This window comes from Verrucomicrobiia bacterium (genome assembly GCA_035577545.1).
In the GTDB taxonomy this organism is placed as follows: domain Bacteria; phylum Verrucomicrobiota; class Verrucomicrobiia; order Palsa-1439; family Palsa-1439; genus Palsa-1439.
Map to the genome: position 1 here is coordinate 45,753 of DATLVI010000034.1, position 18,172 is coordinate 63,924.

Annotated in this window: 16 protein-coding genes; 8 read left to right on the top strand and 8 right to left on the bottom strand. The window is 57.2% G+C overall.

Annotated features, from left to right (window positions below):
- Window positions 1–29 precede the first annotated feature (29 nt).
- Together VNL17_12150 and VNL17_12155 are read left to right on the top strand one after the other, a co-directional pair.
- Window positions 30–2,753, top strand: a complete 2,724-nt coding sequence (locus VNL17_12150) for a molybdopterin cofactor-binding domain-containing protein (protein ID HXI84828.1) — start codon at window positions 30–32, stop codon at window positions 2,751–2,753.
- A 62-nt stretch (window positions 2,754–2,815) separates the two neighbouring features.
- A complete protein-coding gene (locus VNL17_12155) occupies window positions 2,816–3,895 on the top strand; it encodes a lipid A deacylase LpxR family protein (protein ID HXI84829.1) in 1,080 nt (359 codons plus the stop codon).
- A gap of 8 nt (window positions 3,896–3,903) precedes the next feature.
- Here the strand turns inward: VNL17_12155 and VNL17_12160 are convergent, their stop codons facing one another.
- From VNL17_12160 to VNL17_12170, 3 genes are all read right to left on the bottom strand, one after another.
- Window positions 3,904–5,712: a family 16 glycosylhydrolase gene (locus VNL17_12160; GenBank protein HXI84830.1), complete on the bottom strand. Its 1,809-nt coding sequence runs from the start codon at window positions 5,710–5,712 to the stop codon at window positions 3,904–3,906.
- Window positions 5,713–5,889: 177 nt separating this feature from the next.
- The gene (locus tag VNL17_12165; protein HXI84831.1) at window positions 5,890–6,693 is read right to left on the bottom strand and encodes an XDD4 family exosortase-dependent surface protein; all 804 of its coding nucleotides are present in this window, start codon (window positions 6,691–6,693) and stop codon (window positions 5,890–5,892) included.
- A gap of 370 nt (window positions 6,694–7,063) precedes the next feature.
- Complete coding sequence (locus VNL17_12170; protein ID HXI84832.1) at window positions 7,064–7,255, bottom strand: hypothetical protein; 192 nt, start codon at window positions 7,253–7,255, stop codon at window positions 7,064–7,066.
- Window positions 7,256–7,316: 61 nt separating this feature from the next.
- Between VNL17_12170 and VNL17_12175 the strand changes: the two genes are divergently transcribed.
- Window positions 7,317–8,498 (top strand): DNA methyltransferase, encoded by a 1,182-nt coding sequence (locus VNL17_12175; GenBank protein HXI84833.1) that lies wholly within the window; start codon window positions 7,317–7,319, stop codon window positions 8,496–8,498.
- Between the two features lie 7 nt (window positions 8,499–8,505).
- Here the strand turns inward: VNL17_12175 and VNL17_12180 are convergent, their stop codons facing one another.
- Genes VNL17_12180 through VNL17_12190 form a run of 3 tightly spaced genes read right to left on the bottom strand, consistent with a single transcriptional unit; the run spans window position 8,506 to window position 11,703 of the window.
- Complete coding sequence (locus VNL17_12180; protein ID HXI84834.1) at window positions 8,506–11,034, bottom strand: hypothetical protein; 2,529 nt, start codon at window positions 11,032–11,034, stop codon at window positions 8,506–8,508.
- A gap of 14 nt (window positions 11,035–11,048) precedes the next feature.
- Entirely contained in the window at window positions 11,049–11,441 is a 393-nt protein-coding gene (locus tag VNL17_12185; protein HXI84835.1) for a PIN domain-containing protein, read from the bottom strand.
- Window positions 11,434–11,703, bottom strand: a complete 270-nt coding sequence (locus tag VNL17_12190) for an AbrB/MazE/SpoVT family DNA-binding domain-containing protein (GenBank protein HXI84836.1) — start codon at window positions 11,701–11,703, stop codon at window positions 11,434–11,436. Before VNL17_12190 ends, VNL17_12185 begins: the two co-directional genes overlap by 8 nt.
- 284 nt (window positions 11,704–11,987) lie before the next feature.
- On the opposite strand from VNL17_12190, the gene VNL17_12195 reads away from it, so the two are divergent.
- From VNL17_12195 to VNL17_12215, 5 genes are all read left to right on the top strand, one after another.
- Window positions 11,988–12,749: a DUF4197 domain-containing protein gene (locus VNL17_12195; GenBank protein ID HXI84837.1), complete on the top strand. Its 762-nt coding sequence runs from the start codon at window positions 11,988–11,990 to the stop codon at window positions 12,747–12,749.
- A gap of 369 nt (window positions 12,750–13,118) precedes the next feature.
- Window positions 13,119–13,292: a Flp family type IVb pilin gene (locus VNL17_12200; protein HXI84838.1), complete on the top strand. Its 174-nt coding sequence runs from the start codon at window positions 13,119–13,121 to the stop codon at window positions 13,290–13,292.
- A 129-nt stretch (window positions 13,293–13,421) separates the two neighbouring features.
- Complete coding sequence (locus VNL17_12205; protein HXI84839.1) at window positions 13,422–13,595, top strand: Flp family type IVb pilin; 174 nt, start codon at window positions 13,422–13,424, stop codon at window positions 13,593–13,595.
- 657 nt (window positions 13,596–14,252) lie between these two features.
- Window positions 14,253–15,239, top strand: a complete 987-nt coding sequence (locus tag VNL17_12210) for an aldolase catalytic domain-containing protein (GenBank protein HXI84840.1) — start codon at window positions 14,253–14,255, stop codon at window positions 15,237–15,239.
- 205 nt (window positions 15,240–15,444) lie between these two features.
- Window positions 15,445–16,608 carry a TIGR03118 family protein gene (locus VNL17_12215; GenBank protein ID HXI84841.1) on the top strand — a complete coding sequence of 388 codons (1,164 nt, stop codon included), beginning with the start codon at window positions 15,445–15,447 and terminating at the stop codon, window positions 16,606–16,608.
- Between the two features lie 57 nt (window positions 16,609–16,665).
- Here the strand turns inward: VNL17_12215 and VNL17_12220 are convergent, their stop codons facing one another.
- Window positions 16,666–17,199, bottom strand: a complete 534-nt coding sequence (locus tag VNL17_12220) for a cupin (GenBank protein ID HXI84842.1) — start codon at window positions 17,197–17,199, stop codon at window positions 16,666–16,668.
- A 55-nt stretch (window positions 17,200–17,254) separates the two neighbouring features.
- Window positions 17,255–18,055, bottom strand: coding sequence for a type II secretion system protein (locus VNL17_12225; GenBank protein HXI84843.1), 801 nt, complete (start codon window positions 18,053–18,055; stop codon window positions 17,255–17,257).
- Window positions 18,056–18,172 lie beyond the last annotated feature (117 nt).

The following is an 18,172-nucleotide window of genomic DNA, read 5'->3' on the forward strand; positions in this document are numbered from 1 at the left end:
GCAGTCGCGGAAGGTTGTATGATTAGGTTGTGCCGGTCGCAACCGCTACCAAGATCGAGTTCACGCTCAACGGCAGACTCGTTTCGTCGGAGATCGACGATGAGTTGATGTTGTTGAACCTTCTTCGTGAGCAATTCGATATCGTTTCCCCCAAAAACGGTTGTCAACCGATGGGCCAATGTGGTTGTTGCGCGGTAATGGTTGACAGCAAGGTGGTGCTTTCGTGTGTCGTCAAGGCCAAAACCGCCGCGGGGAAAAAAGTCACCACACTCGAGGGTCTGGCGCCGGCTGAGCGCGACCTTCTCGCCCGCGCCTTTGTGGCGACGGGCGGCCTCCAATGCGGTTTCTGCATCCCCGGCATTGCCATGCGGGCGAAATGGATGCTCGATCAGAATCCCGCGATGTGCCGCGAGGATATTGCTCGCTGGCTCGGCCCGCACTTGTGCCGTTGCACGGGCTACACGAAGATTTTGGACGCCGTCGAACTCGCGGGAAGGGTCCGCCAGGGTGAAAAATTCCCAGAACTGGACCAATCGGGCCGCGTGGGTACGTCCTTTGCCATGTTCGAGGGTGCCGACAAGGCCCTGGGCGACAAGAACTACATTGATGACTTGAAAATGCCGGGGCTCTGGCACGGAGCGTTCGTCTTCACGGCGCATCCGCGCGCGAAAGTGCTGAAAATCGACACGCAGGAGGCCGCGAGTCAGCCGGGCGTCACGAAGATCATCACCGCACAAGATGTGCCGGGTGAAAAATGCGTCGGCCTTATTTACAAGGACTGGCCCGTGTTCATCGGCGAAGGCGAGGTGACGCATTGCGTTGGCGACATCCTCGCGATGGTCGCCGCCGTGGACGAGCGCACGGCTCGCCGGGCGGCAAAGCTTATCAAAATAGATTATGAAGTCCTCGCGCCTGTCCTCGCGCCCGAAGACGCAATGGCCCCGGATGCGCCGCTGGTACATCCGCCGAAACTGAACAAGCTCTGCCAGACCGGCATCAGCCGCGGCGACTTCGAGAGCGCGTGGCAGGCGTCGGCGCACCAGGTCCATACCAAGGTGCAGACTCAGCACATCGAACATGCGTTCCTTGAGCCGGAATCCTGCCTGGCAATCCCCCTGACGAACGGCGCGACGAGCGCGCGGCTGGGCAATCTGTCGAAGGAGCAACAGGCGGCTGCGCTCACGGCGCTTGCCAACGGCGCGGAACTCATTGTGTATTCGCAAGGGCAGGGCGTGTACGATGATCGCGACCAGATTGCGGACGTCCTTGGTCTGCCACACGAGAAGGTTTACGTCGAACTCGTCAGTAATGGTGGCGCGTTCGGCGGCAAGGAGGACCTGGCGATGCAGCAGCATGTCGCGCTGATGGCCTGGCTCACCAAGCAGCCCGTCAAGGCGACGTTTACGCGCGCGGAGAGCATGCGCTTCCATCCGAAGCGCCATCCAATCAAGTTCGAGTACTGGGCGGGCTGTGACAGGGACGGACATCTCACTTGCGTCAAGGTCCGCGCTGTCGGCGACAAGGGCGCGTACGCCTCCGTCGGCACCAAGGTCCTCGAACGCGCGGGTGGTCATGCGTGTGGCCCGTACAAAGTCCCGGTTGTCGATATTCAATCCGTCGGCGCCTACACCAATAATCCGCCGTGCGGCGCCATGCGCGGGTTCGGCGCGAACCAGGCCGCGTTCGCCATCGAGACGGTGATCGACATGCTTGCTGAAAAAGTCGGCATCGGCGGTTGGGAAATTCGTTGGCGCAATGCGCTCGAGGTTGGTGACATGTTCGCCACAGGCCAGGTGCTTCGGCATAGCGTTGGTCTCAAAAAGACATTGCTCGCGGTCAAGGATGTCTACCGCAACGCCAAATACGCGGGGATCGGTTGCGGCATCAAGAATGTCGGCATCGGCAACGGCGGCGAAGACGGTGGTCGCGCGATGATCAGCGTCGAGGAAGACGGCACGGTCGTCGTGCGCACTGGCTTCACCGAGATGGGGCAGGGGCTCTTCACCGTGCAACTCCAGACGTTCTGCGAAGAAACGGGCCTTAACCCGCGCCTCGTGCGCGTCGTCACCGATACGCGTTATGCGCTGGACTGCGCCCAGACCACCGGCTCGCGCGGGACGTTGCTCGGGTGCCAGGCAGTGCGGGCGGCGTGCGCGAAGTTCAAGCCCGACCTGACTGCGCTGATGAAAGGCGGGGGACGCGAGGCGAAGAGCGCGACGAAAGAAGACCTGAAGAAACTGGCGGGCAAGGAATGGTACGGCGAGTTCGTCGTGAAGGACACGCATCCGCTCGGCTACACCGGCCCAGACGTGAAGACGCACATCACCTACGGATTCGCCACGCAGGTCGTCATCCTTGACGACGACGGCCGGCTGAAGAAAGTTGTGGCGGCGCATGATGTCGGCAAAGTGATGAACCCGTTGCTGCTCGCGGGCCAGATCGAAGGCTCGATCCACATGGGCCTCGGCTACGCGTTGACCGAGGAATTGCTACTCAAGGACGGCCAGATCGTGAGCAAAGACTTGCGCTCGCTCGGCATCCTCCGCGCGAAGGATGTGCCGGAGATCGAATGCATCTTTATCGAGGAGAATGAACCCGCCGGCCCTTACGGCGCCAAGGGCGTCGGCGAAATCGGTCTCGTGCCCACGGCCCCCGCCGTCGCCGGTGCTCTGTTCAAGTTCGATGGGATCCGCCGGACAAAACTTCCCATGAAGGACAGTCCCGCCGCGCGGGCCATTCTTGGCAGGAAATAACGACGCCGTTCGCAATCCGAAAAAGGTTGTATCACCGTTGCCCTGTTGTACACTCCGCCCCCATGTATCAACTCCTGCGGGCCCTGCGCCCCAGACGCCGTGCGACTTTCAGCTTGATTGCCTTTTTCCTCATCAGCGCGGGCCGGCTCCTTAATGCCTCCGCCACGACCGAAGACCAGACCGGCTTTCTCGCGATCACCGAGGAGAATGATTCACTCTCCAATCCCTTCGGGCCGCATCAGGACCGTCATTACACGCAGGGCCTGAAAATTTCCCTCTTCGGCGGCGACGATTTCATGACCAACACGACCGCCCGGCTCGACCGCCTCCTCCCCGCCTGGGGAATCAACCCGCAAGCAGGCGACCTCGGCTGGATCATGCTTGGCCAGAACATCTACACTCCCTCGAACATTCTTTCCCGCGCTGCCATCACCAACGACCGACCCTACGCCGGCTGGCTGTACACCGGCGTCGCTTACCAGCGCCGCGGCGAACTCGCCCCCAGCCTCGCCGTCATGGAGAATTTCGAAATCGACCTTGGCGTCGTCGGCCCTTACTCCCTCGCCGGGCCATCCCAGATCGCTGTCCACCACTTTTACTTTGGCACCGAGGACATCCCCAAAGGCTGGCGCAACCAACTCGACAACGAACCGGGCCTGGAATTGAAGTACGCCCGCCTCTGGCGCTGGTCCCCCACGACCGCCACGGCCAAATACATCGATGTCATCCCGCGTATCGGCGGCGAACTCGGGAACGTGCAAATCTTCGCCACCGCCGGCGCCACGATGCGTCTCGGCTACAATTTGCCGGAGGATTTCGGCGTGCAGATCATCAACTCGCCTGCCACGGTCAACGGCGGCCTCACCCGCCACACGCCCCCGTTCTTCGGCTACCTCTTCGGCGGCGTCGACGGTCGCGCCGTCGGCCACGACATCACCCTCGACGGCAACTCATTTAACAGCAGCGGTCCCAGCGTCGACAAAAACCCCCTCGTCGGTGACGTCAGTTTTGGATTCGCGCTACAATTCTGCAGCCACATCGAGCTTACCTACGAGCACATCATCCGCACCGAGGAATTCAAGGGCCAGTTCCACAACGACATCTTCGGTTCCATTACCCTCAAGGGAAAATTCTGCTTTTAGCTTGAGGCCTACGGCACCAGCCGCACGCGGTAGTAGTTGGCGGGAGTGTTGGTGGCGGCGCCCGCGTCGAGATAGTTCGTCGTGGTTAGGGCGGTGCCCGTAATGACGATGCTTCCGCTGATGTTGGACCAGCTGCCACCGGGATCGGGTGTGGACTCCACGGCATTCGTCATTCCGCCGACGCTCAACCACGTGATAAGCGCGTCCGGGCCCTGCAAGGTGATCCCCGCAACACGGAAGGGGGAACTGCTGTCGATCGGGCTGGTTCCAAGAAGAAACTCCTGTAGATTGGATACTCCATCACCATCGGGATCGGCAGCGGCCACGGTGGGATCGAAGGGATTCAAGCCGTATTGCTGTTTCCATCCATTGGGGATCCCGTCGCCGACCTGGCTCTTGGTCGGGTCGAGGAGCGGCTGGGCGGCCAGCTCGACCTGATTGGTATCGGAGGCCGCGCAACCGTCCACGGCATTCACTTTGAAGAAGTAGGTGATGGGACTGTTACTTCCGGGATAGAGAGGAATGAATACCGACAACGCATTGGTGGTCAGCAGAGGACTGACTTCCCCGCCGCTATTGGTCGCTTCGTATACGCCGTAGGTAAACGGGTCCGTGCCTGACGCGTCGGACCAAGACAGTGTCGCACCTTCGATCGCCGGGGTGACGCTGTCTGGGCCCTCGAAAAGGGGCGGGCTGGCGTAGGTGAATCCGTTGGTGAGGGAGGTCGGCGGTAGGCCGGGAGTCTTGACGATGACGGTGTAGGTGCCCGGAGGGTTGGGACCGGTAACGCCCGTCAGCGTGTTGGAATTGACGAAGGTGACACCGGTTGCGTTCACGCCGTTCATGCTGATGGTGCAACCGTTTTTGAAATGCACCCCGCTAACAGTAATCGGTGTGCCACCCGTTGCGCAGCCGGTGACAGGAGAGATCGCCACGATCAAGGGGTTCACTATCGGGACGAACTGGTAAACGCGGACGTAATCGATGAGGAATTCGTTGGGCAGGCTGGCAAGGACGGCGTTCGTGCTCGGATTGTTAACGAAATTCCCGCCAGTCGCGAGATTCATCAGCAGGAAAAAACCCTGATTGAAGGGGAATGGATACGACTTGCCCGAAGCAGAGGTGGTCCAATTGGTTTGGGTCTCGTAAAGCACGTTGTCGACAGACCACTTGATCGAGTTGGATACCCAATCCAAATCATAAACATGGAAGTTGGTGACCGAGTCGCCACCGGTGAAGTTGAAAATACCCGTCGAGTCGCCCAGGTTCCCGCCGGAATGGATGCTTCCCTGGTCGAAAAATATATTGGCCCCGTCATTTTCCACGACATCGATTTCGCCACACTTTGGCCAGGGTTGGGTGTTAATGTTGGTTCCCATCATCCAGAGCGCGGGCCACATGCCGGCGCCGGCGGGGAGCCTGGCGTGCCACTCAATGCGACCGTATTGCGTCGCGAAAAGGCCCTGGGTCTTCAGGCGGGCGGAGCTTATGGTGACGGGACTGGTGTTCTCTCTTTGCGCGCGGATGTGGAGGAAGCCGCCGGCGACGTACGCGTTGTTGGTCTTGCTGGTGTACGTCTGCAACTCATTGTTGCCCCAGCCGCCGGCACCGGTGTCGAATTTCCACTTGGTGGTATCGACGTTGGAGTTTACGGCGCTGTTGAACTCATCACTCCAGACGAGCGACAAGGTTTGGCCGTACGCGATGGGTGTCCACGCCCCGAGGAATCCGAGAAGCAAGGAGCCGCCGACGGCTGAAGTCAAAAACACTCGTTTGATTCGAATGAAAGAATTGGCGAAAGCCCGTGGTGCAGTCATCGTGAACCGGTTCCCTGATCCCCGCTGATGATACACTCGCTCGACTTCCAAAAGCGACGCAAAAGTTCAAATGATAACGTTTTCATTGCAGGGTCAACTGCTGGAAGGAGTTCCAAAAGGGAAACAGAACGTTCGCGGCATCGGCAGCGCGGCAGCGCCACCCTATCAGTGATTGTGTTAGCGCCGCCTACGACCCAGCGCAATCACAAACACGATGCCCACGCCCGCGAGCACCATGGGGCCCGGCTCCGGCACTGCTGTCGCTGGGAACGTCTGGTCGGGCGCCGATCCGTAAGCGAAACTCACGTTCGTGATCCCGCCCAACGTAAAGCTGGCGGGAACAGCGCCCAACGTAAGCACGACGCTATTCTTGATGTAGGGCCGCCCTGAGGTGCCGCCATTATACTGGCTGCCGTCGTCGACCAACGTGGTCAATCCTCCGCCGATTCCGTCGGGCGCGCCGTCATCCCCCGTCAGCATGGCGCCCGGGAAAAGGTCTCCCGAACCAAACAGGGGATTAAAGCCGGCCGCGGCAACTCCTTCGTTCGCGCCCAGCGGAGTGCCGGTCAACCCGGCTTTATAAGCCCAGGAGCCACCGACGACACCGCCAGGGACCGTCAAATTATGGCCGTCTTCCACGCCAACGCTACCGGCGGCCAACACACCTGAAATCTTTGACAGTGTTGGATCGCCCGGGATCGTGAAGAAGACGCCCGTGAGAATGTCTGGCGGATCATTGGGTTTGTAGGTGCCGAGGTTGGTCAACGTCACGAGGAGGTTGGTGGTCGTACCCGAGATGGTGAGATCGAAAGTGACGGTCGCCTTGTTGGTCTGGCCGGCGCCGTTGCCTGCGGCGGTTCCGCTAAAGCTCACCGCGGCATTTACGGACGTCATGGAGGAGGAGGCCATTGCCAGACCAACCAGGGCGACCCAAACCCGCAGGGTGACTGCGGGGGCACATCGAAACGGAATATTCATCATGTTAGCTTTTCCCTCAACCGATCCCACTACCGACCCCTATACCGATACCCTAACCGCTCGATGTGCCCGTGTTGCTATCGCAACTCCAAGCTCACCTCGTCTACTTGCCGTTTGGTATTAGCGGGCCCCGTGCCAAGAAATACAAGGCGCCGGAGGTAACCAGTAGTGGACGCCGTAACGTCCGTTCGATGCGTGGGTTGTGAAGAGAGGTAACCGCCGCGTTTTTTTTCGCGGTCACGGAATCCGCGTTACGTGAATGTCCAACGACCTGTACAAGATGGACACGCGTGTCCAGTACACCTGACACTGCACACCAGTGGTTACCAGCCTGCGTTGAGGCGGGTTGCAGCCGCTTGCGGCGAGGGGCGGGCTAACTCTTAAGTGCCTTCGCGATCCGCGCGATGACACCGACGGGATTTTGGAGGCTGTGTTCCCAGATGCGGATGACGCGCCAACCGGCCTTGCGCAGTTCACGGTTCACGAAGCGGTCACGTGCGATGTTGCCGGCCATCTTCTTCGCCCAGAACGCGCGCCACACGCCGATCCCCAAGTGATCTGGCAAAGCGGCCCGTTGACAGGTGTGCTACAATTAGTAGTACAAGGAGGTAAGAATGGGGGACGCCATGCTGGAGGCATCTACCCGTGACGTATTTTTAGAGGCCGTCCACAGCAAAAAGCCGGTGGTGGGCCTTAGTCACGGATATTATCGTTATCCTGCCAGATTTTCTCCGCAGTTTGTACGAGCTGCGATTAAGGCATTCACAAAACCCGGCGAGACCGTGTTCGACCCGTTCATGGGCGGCGGGACAACGCTCGTGGAGGCGAGTGCATTAGGCAGAAGAGCTATCGGCACAGACATAAACAGCCTTGCGGTGTTTATTTCCGAAGCAAAGACGACGGTTTTGTCAGATGCCGACCTTCTTGAGGTTCGCGTTTGGGCGTACGCTTTGATGCCCGAATTGAACCTTCACAATCCGCCAGCCCCTGCGAATCGGTGGGCTGCAGATGGATATCATCGAAACATTTCTGGTAGGAGAACATGGCCAATTCGTAAGACATTGGAGCTGGCTCTCGGACGGCTCCGCGATTTGCGAACTGCGAAACAACGCTGCTTCGCTCGATGCGTATTGTTAAAGACTGCGCAATGGGCTTTGGACTGTCGCAAAGAGATCCCGAAAGCCGTGGAATTCCGCAGGAGATTCTTAAGCGATTTGAATGCGATGAGCCACGGTGCGAGGGAATATGCACATGCCGTCCGTAAACATGGACGTTCGGAAACAACGGCCACTTGCTTGCCTCGGTCAGTCGTCGGCATCGAATTCGATCCTGCGTTCTCAGCCCATTCCACACCGACCCTCGTTCTCACTTCACCGCCGTATCCCGGCGTGCATATCCTCTATCATCGGTGGCAGATTCAAGGTCGGAAGGAGACACCAGCGGCGTACTGGATAGCTAACGGCAAAGATGGTAGCGGTACATCGTTCTATACGTTCGGAGATCGGCATGAGCCAGGGCTTAAGACCTACTTCGACCAATTGAGTGCAGCGTTCAAATCTGTAGCACGGGTTGCGAGCCAGAAAACCTTGGTTGTTCAAATGGTCGCGTTTTCCGATCCGACATGGCAACTACCGATGTACCTTCGTACGATGGAAAGCGTCGGATTTACCGAGAAAAGGATTCCTGAATTAGCTAATTCGGACGATGGTAGATTATGGCGTTCCGTTCCCAATCGTAAATGGTACGCAAATCGGAAAGGTACAATCGCAAGTAGCAAAGAAGTCGTTCTGTTTCACAAACTGGCCTGACGATTCACTAAGTGGATTCGCCGGACGTATCTGCCACGTGCACGCTATCAGAGTCCAGCGCGCCGAGCGCGTCAATCATTGGTAGCAGAAACGGTGCGAAAGCTCTTGTGACACTAGCTACTCGCTGTTCGACGCTTTCCTTCAGAATGGTTTCTCCGGCTTCGTCCTGGGCTGTTTCGTGCTTGCGGTCAAGGCTGTCTTGATAAGCTATTGCTAATCCTGTTAACAGCATTCCCAACTCGAAACGCGACTTGGCCACCCTGTTGTCATCACCAGATCTCAACTCATACTTTAGAAATCGCTGAAGATGGACATTATCTGCATTGAGGAAAAAATCATAGATGACTTTCACTGATTCGCTGGTCTGCGAGTCAGCTCCCTTCCCGTTGTCCTTGATGACAAGTGCGGTGTATTTGTCAAAATTGTAAGTATTCCATTGTTCTTCTGTGACCCGAATGCATTCGGGTAACTCAAGACCGCCAGGCATCTCGCGATCCTCTCCATCATCTTCTTTTGGAGGCCTTTGCCTATCCCCCTTACCTCCCGATGCCTCGGTTGCTTTCTGAAGCAGAATAGAGAAATTGTTTTCGAAGGACTCGGCTTGGGTTGCATCGTTCACCACTGCGATAAACCTAAGCTTGTCTCCAACCTTGCAGGTTTCAGGGAATTTGACACTTAAAGTCGCAATCCCGTTTTGGAGATTCACATTACTCGCGAAGCCCAAATTCTTTGCCTGTTGTCGCAATAGGCCGTCGAATACAAACAGAGTGAATGTACCGGGATCAATGCTGCGACCGAGATAATCGTTCACCGCGTCGGTTTCAAACGCAATCCGACAGCGCATGTTGACGTGCGCCTCTCGGCTCAATTCGTAGCCAGGGTCTTTCCCCTTGAACTTAAAATAGGTGGGATATGTTTTGCCTTCGTAGGGCTTATCTTCTGAACCGGCCTTAATCTGCTTGAAAGGATTCGACGCGTGCTTTCCAAATAGGAAAAGATTCGCCAGCGTCGGGGAATGTTTAAGCAACGTTTCCAAGATTTGTTCAAGAGGTTTCGAATCTTCAATGCGAGATTCGATCTCCTCACGGCGCCGTCGTTCACGCAGGGCTTTCAAGCCCGATTGGTTTTTTAGTAAATCTTCAAGTTCTTGTTCGACTTGCTTGCGAAGATCACCGTCACGCAGGCGATCGCGGCTATTCATAAACAGCAATTCGCGGCCGCGCCCAGTAATGCCGGTGCAATCCACGATTACGAGTATCGAATCAGCAAGGTATGAAAGTCCGACTTTTGTTCTGCGGAAGAATTCCACCGTGAGGTATCCATGTGTCTGACCGTTTACCGCGAAAATAATACCTTCAGACTTGCGGTAGGTCTCTGCACGACCTTTTTTAAAAGCAAAAATGGTTGCGGTCATTGGCTCGCCAGCACACGTCATCTCGACGGACACAGGGAAATCCATTTCAAGATTCTCTGCGCGCCCGCCTTCATCTAGGCGTACGCTGAGTCCGGTAAGCGTTGTTTCGTAGCTACCCGCGTGGCCACCGTATCCGGGGCGGCATTCATGCAAACGAATTGGCAATGCAAGTTCGGGAAGCAGCAATTCAAGGCGGGCGAGTAAGCCGCTCTTGCGTAGGATATGGGTGCGATGACCGGGAAGTGAATACTCGTAAAGCTTGATCAGTGTTCCCCACTCAGACTCGCGCGCATAAGGCACTGCTCCGTCCGGGAAGAACGGTAGTTTTTCTGCAGCGACCGTGAGAACTTCCCCCTGTTGAGGCTTCTCATCTGCGCCAACGGGAGCCAGGAAAGTATATGATGAGCTTCGGCGGTTTCCTAAAGGGTCTTCACGACGTACGACAGTAAATCCCCACTCGTCATCGGTTGGATGATTGAAATTCCCATTAAGTATGCGTGGACTTCGTCGACTCAAAATGAATTGAAGATTTTGCCGTCCGCAAAACTCCAAAACGCCTGTCCCACCCATATTGAACTTCCCTTGAACAAAAGGAATGCGAAGCTTGTTAGACTTTTCAAGAGAGAGAAACGTCTCTGGAAAATTACGTGGTGTTTGCCCTTCTCCTTCGTCAGCAATTGTTAGGCAGGGGTCACCTTCTTGCCCTTTAACTCCGGTTGCGGCGAGCGTGATTCCGCGGGCAACCTCCCGCCGCCTTTCATTATCCCAAGTCTTAACCTGCCCACCGAAAACACTGCCGCTAGTGCGACCATCCTCAAAGAATTGGGAGATGGCGTTGCGAATTGTCTGTGGCGCGGCCGGTGATTGTGGGTTTATCCCGCAAGCTAGGCACTCATGCATTAATCGGGCATCTACTGAATTTACCAACTTTTCGACTAGGGCGGCATCGGGCCGATTTTGTTGGTTGCCGATTGTGCTGAAATTATTCTCCCTGTCTCCGTAAAGTCGCCAGCATCGTTTGCTTTGCCAATAACCCGCGTCGGTGAGGATTTGAACAAGCGCCGCTTCACTGTCTGCACGCATCAGGGCAAGACACAGTTCTTCTTTTTGTTTGTTATTCATGCCCAGCGTTTCATCTACTTAAGCCATGTAATCTTCCTTAGCTCTTGCTCCAATGGCTTGAACTCCTTGTCGCCGGTGACGAGTTCGGCTTTTTTCTGCTTGGCCAGGGCGGCGGCGAAAGCGTCGGCGAGTGACATCTTGTGCGCGGCTTTGTATTCGGCAGCAAGCTCGGCGAGATCACGGTCAGCGGGGACGACGTCGAAGGGCATCGTCGCCTCGAACAACTTAGCTGTCGCGACTCCTTCGTTGCCGCGTTTGCGCCGCATCTGGTAGAGCACTTCGGCCCAGTTCATCGCGGTCATCAGCACGGGCCGATTGGTGGTGGCAGCCTCGTGGAGCAGATTTTCGACTTGGTCCGTGCCGGGTTCTCCGAAAAACAACGCGAGAACCGCGTAGCTGTCAAACACTGTGGCGCGCAATCTTCTCCTCGTCGCGGCGCACTTCTTCCGCGTGCTCCTCAATCAATTCCTGTGTCGCCGATTTCTCGCCGGGTTTCAACTTGAAGATGCCGCGGAATGACTCGATGAACTCGCGCGTTACAGGCTGCATAACGATTTTGCCGTTGACCTCAACAAAGTTGACGCGGGTACCCTTTTTGATGTTGTATTTCCGGCGCAATTTGACCGGGATGGCCAGTTGCCCTTTGGATGTAACGTAAGCTGTATACATGTTGTTCCTCTCGCTTCCGTGTCAAAGTACAGCATCTTCCATAAGTAATGCAAGAAATATTTGTAAGAAAATATAGCCTGTCTTACTATATTTGGGAGTCTTATTTGTAGGTGCAGTCGGCGCGATTACGGGGCGGCAGGATGTGGGGTGGCGGCGAGGACGGCTGCGGGGGGAGTCGCGACAGGAATGTCGCTCCCACCAGGGAAGGCCAGGACTGCTTCTTGACTTTCGCGAGGCCGAGTATCAGGCTTTGAGGCGGCACAGCGTTGACGGGGAAAACATTTATGAAAAACTATCGCTCTTGGTCCGTTTGGCTGTTCACTCCGTTACTGATCGGGTTGCTTTCGGTTACCGCTGAGGCGGGGTGGTTGGACACTTTTAAGAAGGACATAACGGGTAGCAATGCCGCGCCGGCGGGCGTGACATCCCTGACGCAGGGGGAGATGTATGACGGGTTGAAACAGGCGTTGTCGAAGGGCGTCCAGCAGGCCGTGGCCAATCTGGGGCACGATGGCGGCTACTTGAACAATCTCGATGTGAAGATCCCGGTGCCGGATTCCCTTAAGCGAGTGCAGCAGGCGGCCCATGCGGTAGGGCAGGACAAGGTGGTGGACGAATTCATTGCCACCATGAATCACGCGGCGGAACAGGCTGTGCCCGAGGCCGCGGCGATCTTCGGTGATGCGATCACCAAGATGAACGTGGATGACGCCAAGGCGATTCTCGCGGGTCCCGACGATGCGGCGACGCAGTATTTCCGCAAGACCAGCGCGGCGCAACTGACCGAAAAAATGTTGCCGATCGTGAAGCAGGCGACGGAGAAGACGGGCGTCACGGCGGCCTACAAGCAATTGATGAAGCATGCCGGCTCGATCAACCAGTTCATGGGCCAGAACAACGCCGTTGATCTGGATGGTTACGTGACCAGCAAGGCGTTGGATGGTTTGTTCAAGATGGTGGCCGCGGAGGAGAAGAACATCCGTCAAAACCCCGTCGCACGCAGCACCGACCTGCTTAAGAAGGTATTTGGCGCGAAGATACAGTAGCCATTCATCCGCGCTTAACAAGCGCGGCTACAGCCGAGGGATTCCGCGTTCAACACCCGCGGCTACGGGGGAGCGGATCGCAGTTGTGAGGGGACTTCGGTTTCCTGAAAAAACTCTCGCATGCATGACAGAGCACCGAGGATCGCGTGTCGGGCGGGCTGCGCGCGCAAGATTACACCGGTGTAATGGTGAAGATTCCTTGCACAGCCAGATTCCTTGCGCAGCCATGGTAGCAGCGGGGTTACAGCAACCGGAGTTCGTGAGTAGGTTCACATCGCCTCGACTCGCAGGTGTCGCGCTGCACGAAATGTGGGACACGCCTGCGAGGTAAATTCCGCCGGGCATTTATATTGCTGCTATCGAAGGCCTATGAAAAGACGTATGCAAAGGCTGTTTCGTAAGGGACGGAGGCGATCGGGTCAGAGTTTGGTGGAGTACGCGCTGATTCTAGCGTTGATCTCTGTCGTGGCGATCATCGTTCTTCAAGGGCTCGGCAACAAGGTCAATAATACGCTGTCGTCAGTCAACGCGAACCTGCCGTGAGCGACTACGCGGACAGCACGAGGGGAAAAGATGGTCAGTGCTTCTAGGATTTCTTCCTAAGCGAAATAAAGGCGGTACCTGATAGGCAAATGTTTTATTGGACCGTATGCTCCTTCAAAGTGGAGATCTATGAAAAAACGTCTACAAAAGTTGGCTCGTGTGGTGCGGAAACAATCGGGTCAGAGTTTGGTGGAGTACGCGCTGATTCTGGCTTTGATTGCGGTGGTGGCGATCCTGGTTCTTCAGGGGCTCGGCAACAAGGTCAATAATACGCTGTCCTCGATCAACGCGAACATACCGTGAAGAATACCTAAACGTTCAACTTCCAACGTTCAACCCGCAAGTTCGCAGACTAAAGCCTGCGGCTACAGGGGACAGAGCCTGCGCTTCATAGAAGCGCAGCTACAACAGGCTAAGGCGCGCGGCGGATTGCGCCGCCGGCGCGAATTCGGCTCTCATCGCGCGCGGCTACATCCGGATGAAACCATAAGGATTCGGGGCAGGCTTTTCAGCGCACAACTGCGCAGGCTGAAGCCAGCGGCTACAGGGGCGGATTCCGCGCTTGGCAAGCGCGGCTACAGCCGACGGCGAATTAGCGGATGACGTTGCCGCGACAACTACATCGCGGCGTGTCGCGCAGCCAGTGCCGCACTCCGCTCTGGACATCGGATTCCGATAATGGTATGGTGAACGGATAAACGTTCAACATCCAACTTTCAACGCTCAACGTGCAAGCCTACTTCGCGAAGAAACTTCCTCCTTCGCCAAGGCTACGGAGGACGAGACGGCGCGCCCCAGACCGCGAAATTACGAAACGAACTCCCCAGTCATGTGGTTGATTTGGAATGGGTTGTGCGGACGAGGCAAATTTCCTGTCGGTTCGTTAAGGGGCTTATTGTTGACAGAGCAGGCACCCCGCCGTTATGAGGGTGGTTCGGTTTCTGGAAGGGAATTCGCTCTATGACTGACAAAGCGCCATGGATCACGTATCGGCCGGAGTTGCGGGTGCTGGATTGCACCATTCGCGACGGGGGGTTGATCAATAATTCGAAGTTCACTGACGAGCAGGTGAAGGCGGTGTATGCCGCGTGCGTGGCGAGCGGGATCGATTACATGGAGATCGGTTACAAGAATTCGGTGGAGCAATTTCCGCGGGCGGAGTACGGGCCGTGGCGGCATTGCGACGAGGAGGACCTGCGGCGGGTGGTGGGCGATCATAAGAAGGTGGCGCCGGGGTTGAAGCTCGCGGCGATGGCGGATGCGGGCGGGAAGAGTGATTGGAAACGGCAGATTATTCCCGCGAAGGACAGCGTGCTCTCGATGATCCGCGTGGCGTGTTACGCCAACCAGATTTCCGAGGCGGTGGAGATGATCCATCATTGCCACGAGTTGGGGTACGAGACGACGTTGAATCTGATGGCCATCTCGATCACGCAGGACGCGGAGATCGACACGGTGCTGCAGCTCGCGGCGAAGACGCCGATCAGCGCGGTGGTGGTGGTGGACAGTTACGGCAATCTGTACCGCGAGCAGATTGATTATCTTGTGAGGAAGTACGCGAAGTCCGTCGAGGGATTGAAGAAGGACGTGGGGATTCACGCGCACAATAATTTGCAGTTAGCGTTCGCCAATACGATTGAGGCCATTATTCTTGGATGCAATCGCGTGGATGCGACCTTGATGGGGCTCGGTCGCGGCGCGGGGAATTGTCCGATGGAACTGCTGCTCGGTTTCCTGCGCAATCCGAAGTTCAAACTGCGCGCGGTGCTGGATGTGATCCAGCACACAATCCTGCCGATGCGGAAGCAGTTTGATTGGGGCCCGTCGATTCCCTATAACATCACGGGCCAGATGAACATGCATCCGCGCTCGGCGATGAGCTTCCGCGCGGGCCAGACGCCGGACGATTATCTCGCCTTTTATGACCGCGCTGTAGCCGACGTGTAATCTGCCGGAGCGCGCTGTTAGGATTCGACCCTACATCGGAATCGGAACCTTCCCCGGTTGCAGGAAAAACAAGGCCTGCCTAGTGTACTCGTACGTGAAGCGTTGCGCCGTTGGGACACGCGGAATCGCGACGCGTTCGCACGGCAGGTTGGTACGGGATCAAGAGGGAAGTCAACTGCAACAAGAACGGGAAAGGAGAGCGGGTATGAAGTCATTTGAGGGAAGGATGGCGTTTGGTTTTCTGGGGATTCTTACGATCGCGGGATTGGTGTTGGCGACGGGCAGCGTTGCGAAGTCGGAGAAGGGAAAACCGCGGCCTTCGGGTGAGTATCGGCAGGTGAACCTGGTGTCGGACATTGCCGGTGTGGGCGAGTTCACCGACCCGAACCTGGTGAATCCATGGGGGCTCGTGGTCGTGCCATCGTCGGGTCGGGTCTGGGTCTCGGACAATGGGACGGGTGTGTCCACATTATATGACGCGGATGGGACGCCCCGATCGCTGGTGGTGATCGTCGCGCCGCCGGCGGGCAGTACGAATCCGGCGACGCCGACCGGGATGATCGGCAACAATACGAGCGCGTTCGCGATCACCGAGGGGACGAATTCAGCGCCGAGTCTCTTCCTCTGGTCCACGGAAGACGGCACGGTTTCCGGCTGGAACCCGGTTGTGGACCCGACCAACGCGGTGCTGGTGATCGATCATTCCGCGTCGAATGCGGTGTACAAGGGCATCGCGCGGGCGGCCGACAGTTCGTCCAACGAGTTTATCTTCGTGACGAATTTCCATGATGGGACCGTCGAGAAGTATGACGCGAACTTTAATTTTGTGAGTTCGTTCACGGACGGGACACTACCGGCGGGCTACGCGCCATTTGGCATTCAGGACATCGACGGGAAGTTGTACGTTACGTTTGCGATCCAGAACGCGGAAAAACACGACGACGTCGCTGGGCCGGGGAACGGGTTTGTCGATGTGTTTGATCTGGATGGGAACCGGCTCCAACAATTCGCGGCCAACGGCGCGTTGAATTCGCCGTGGGGCGTGGCACTGGCGCCCAGTCGTTTCGGGGAGTTCAGCGGCGCGGTGTTGGTGGGGAATTTTGGCGATGGGCGGATCAATGCGTACGCGCCCGGTTCGGGAGCGTTTCTGGGGCAACTCACGGACGTGCGCGGCAACGTCATTGCCATCGACAGCTTGTGGGGCTTGAAGTTCAGCGCGCTTTCGAGTGTGCCTCCCGGGTTGGACAGGCATGACCCCGACGCGGTGGATGGGCTGGTGCTCTATTTCACGGCGGGTATCGGCGGTGAAGGGCATGGCCTGTTTGGGATCATCAAGCCGGTGCAGAGAGGCGTTGGGCACAACATGTAATTCCGCATGGCAAAGACGAATTGCCCCGCGGGTGTCACACCTGCGGGGCATCGGCACCTAAGCTTTCCAGAATTCCAGCACCGGCCCATCGGTGCCGTAGATCGGGTCGGATTTGGGGAGCGGGACGCGGGCGATGTTTTGATCGGCTTGGGGGCGTTCGCCGGATTCACCGTAGCACATGTCCCACTTTTGTCCTCGGGGATAACCGCCCACTACGGCGAAGTCGTCGGTGACATGGAGGTTCTTGTGACCGGTGCCGGCGGGAATCAAAATGACGTCGCCGACGTTCATCGTGTGCAGGATGCCCGGTTCACCGCCGAGTTGGACCTCGGTCGAACCGCGGTAGCAGGCGAGGACTTCGTGCGCGGTGCTGTGATAATGGTGAAACGCGTAGATGGTGTTCCGCCACGTCCCGCCCCATTGGTTGTCCGCCAGCAATTGCTCAATGAACCGAGCTGGATTGTCCTTCGGCAGCACGAGGGCGTTCGGATAGATGAGGAGTGGACAGTTTGGGTTGTTCGGGATCGCGCCCGTGTCTTCCAGCGGTTGGACAAGGGGAGCGCACATGCGGATAACGGCACTGGCCTCCATGACGATTCAATATAATCCAAATCGGCAATTCGTCCTGAATTTTTCGCCGATGCCGCTACTGCGCGACCATCGTCCAGTCCGGGCCTTGGTAATAGGAGGCGGTCGATTCGGCAAAGTGCACCCACGCGGCGTGGCCATCGACAAATACGGCGTTACCCCAGCCCGTGCCTGGCTGGTGCGGTCCCAGAAGGTTCGGGTCGGACCCATACTCGGTGGCGGCCAGTGCGTAATTGACGACGTAGTCAGCGGCGATGACGACAATCGATGCCTTACTCACGTCTGCCGGGTTCACACCACCGATTTCCGTAGCGGTGTTCTTAATTGTCTTCACCAATCCATTGAAATCAGTGGTGCCGGTGCCGGGGTTGTGCTTCCAGCCGTAGACATTGAAAAAATAGCTCGTGCCCTGCATTTGATACCAGCTTGGCCCGCCTTGGTAGGAGCGATCTGATGGACACCGCATTACGGACGCAATATTCGGAGCCAGCGATCCGGTATTGGAAAGCTGAACGTGGGTGATTTTGAGATAGGGATTGAGCGGCCGAGTCGGCAGATCCATCGGCACATTGATCAGATTCCCAGCCCAGCGCCAAGGTTCAGCGGCCGGATTACCCATGCAGGGAAAACCCTTCCAGTCATCGGCATACGCCAAACCGGCCAGGCCGATCTGATGAAGATTCGAGATGCAGACAGCCCGACGACCTCGTTCCCGCGCGCTGTTCAGGGCGGGAAGCAGCATCGCCGCCAGAATGCCGATGATGGCAATCACAACGAGGAGTTCAATCAAGGTGAAAGCGTGTACCCAACGCGCGCCCGTGCTCGTTCCTTCATCTGCGTTCAGAATTTGCGGATTCATCAACGCACTTTCCGAAACCAGGGGCAAACGGGACCCTCACACCTTCTGATATCTATAACAGAAAGGTGGATGTCCGGCAAGCTTTGAATGGCCGCAAAATTAGGCCCATCAAGGCTT

Coding starts and splice junctions, on each gene's coding strand:
- VNL17_12165 (HXI84831.1), bottom strand. CDS start 6,693: ATGATGAATATTCCGTTTCGATGTGCCCCCGCAGTCACCCTGCGGGTT.
- VNL17_12190 (HXI84836.1), bottom strand. CDS start 11,703: ATGTATACAGCTTACGTTACATCCAAAGGGCAACTGGCCATCCCGGTC.
- VNL17_12220 (HXI84842.1), bottom strand. CDS start 17,199: ATGGAGGCCAGTGCCGTTATCCGCATGTGCGCTCCCCTTGTCCAACCG.
- VNL17_12200 (HXI84838.1), top strand. CDS start 13,119: ATGAAAAGACGTATGCAAAGGCTGTTTCGTAAGGGACGGAGGCGATCG.
- VNL17_12210 (HXI84840.1), top strand. CDS start 14,253: ATGACTGACAAAGCGCCATGGATCACGTATCGGCCGGAGTTGCGGGTG.
- VNL17_12175 (HXI84833.1), top strand. CDS start 7,317: ATGCTGGAGGCATCTACCCGTGACGTATTTTTAGAGGCCGTCCACAGC.
- VNL17_12225 (HXI84843.1), bottom strand. CDS start 18,055: ATGAATCCGCAAATTCTGAACGCAGATGAAGGAACGAGCACGGGCGCG.
- VNL17_12195 (HXI84837.1), top strand. CDS start 11,988: ATGAAAAACTATCGCTCTTGGTCCGTTTGGCTGTTCACTCCGTTACTG.
- VNL17_12180 (HXI84834.1), bottom strand. CDS start 11,034: ATGAATAACAAACAAAAAGAAGAACTGTGTCTTGCCCTGATGCGTGCA.
- VNL17_12215 (HXI84841.1), top strand. CDS start 15,445: ATGAAGTCATTTGAGGGAAGGATGGCGTTTGGTTTTCTGGGGATTCTT.
- VNL17_12160 (HXI84830.1), bottom strand. CDS start 5,712: ATGACTGCACCACGGGCTTTCGCCAATTCTTTCATTCGAATCAAACGA.
- VNL17_12205 (HXI84839.1), top strand. CDS start 13,422: ATGAAAAAACGTCTACAAAAGTTGGCTCGTGTGGTGCGGAAACAATCG.
- VNL17_12155 (HXI84829.1), top strand. CDS start 2,816: ATGTATCAACTCCTGCGGGCCCTGCGCCCCAGACGCCGTGCGACTTTC.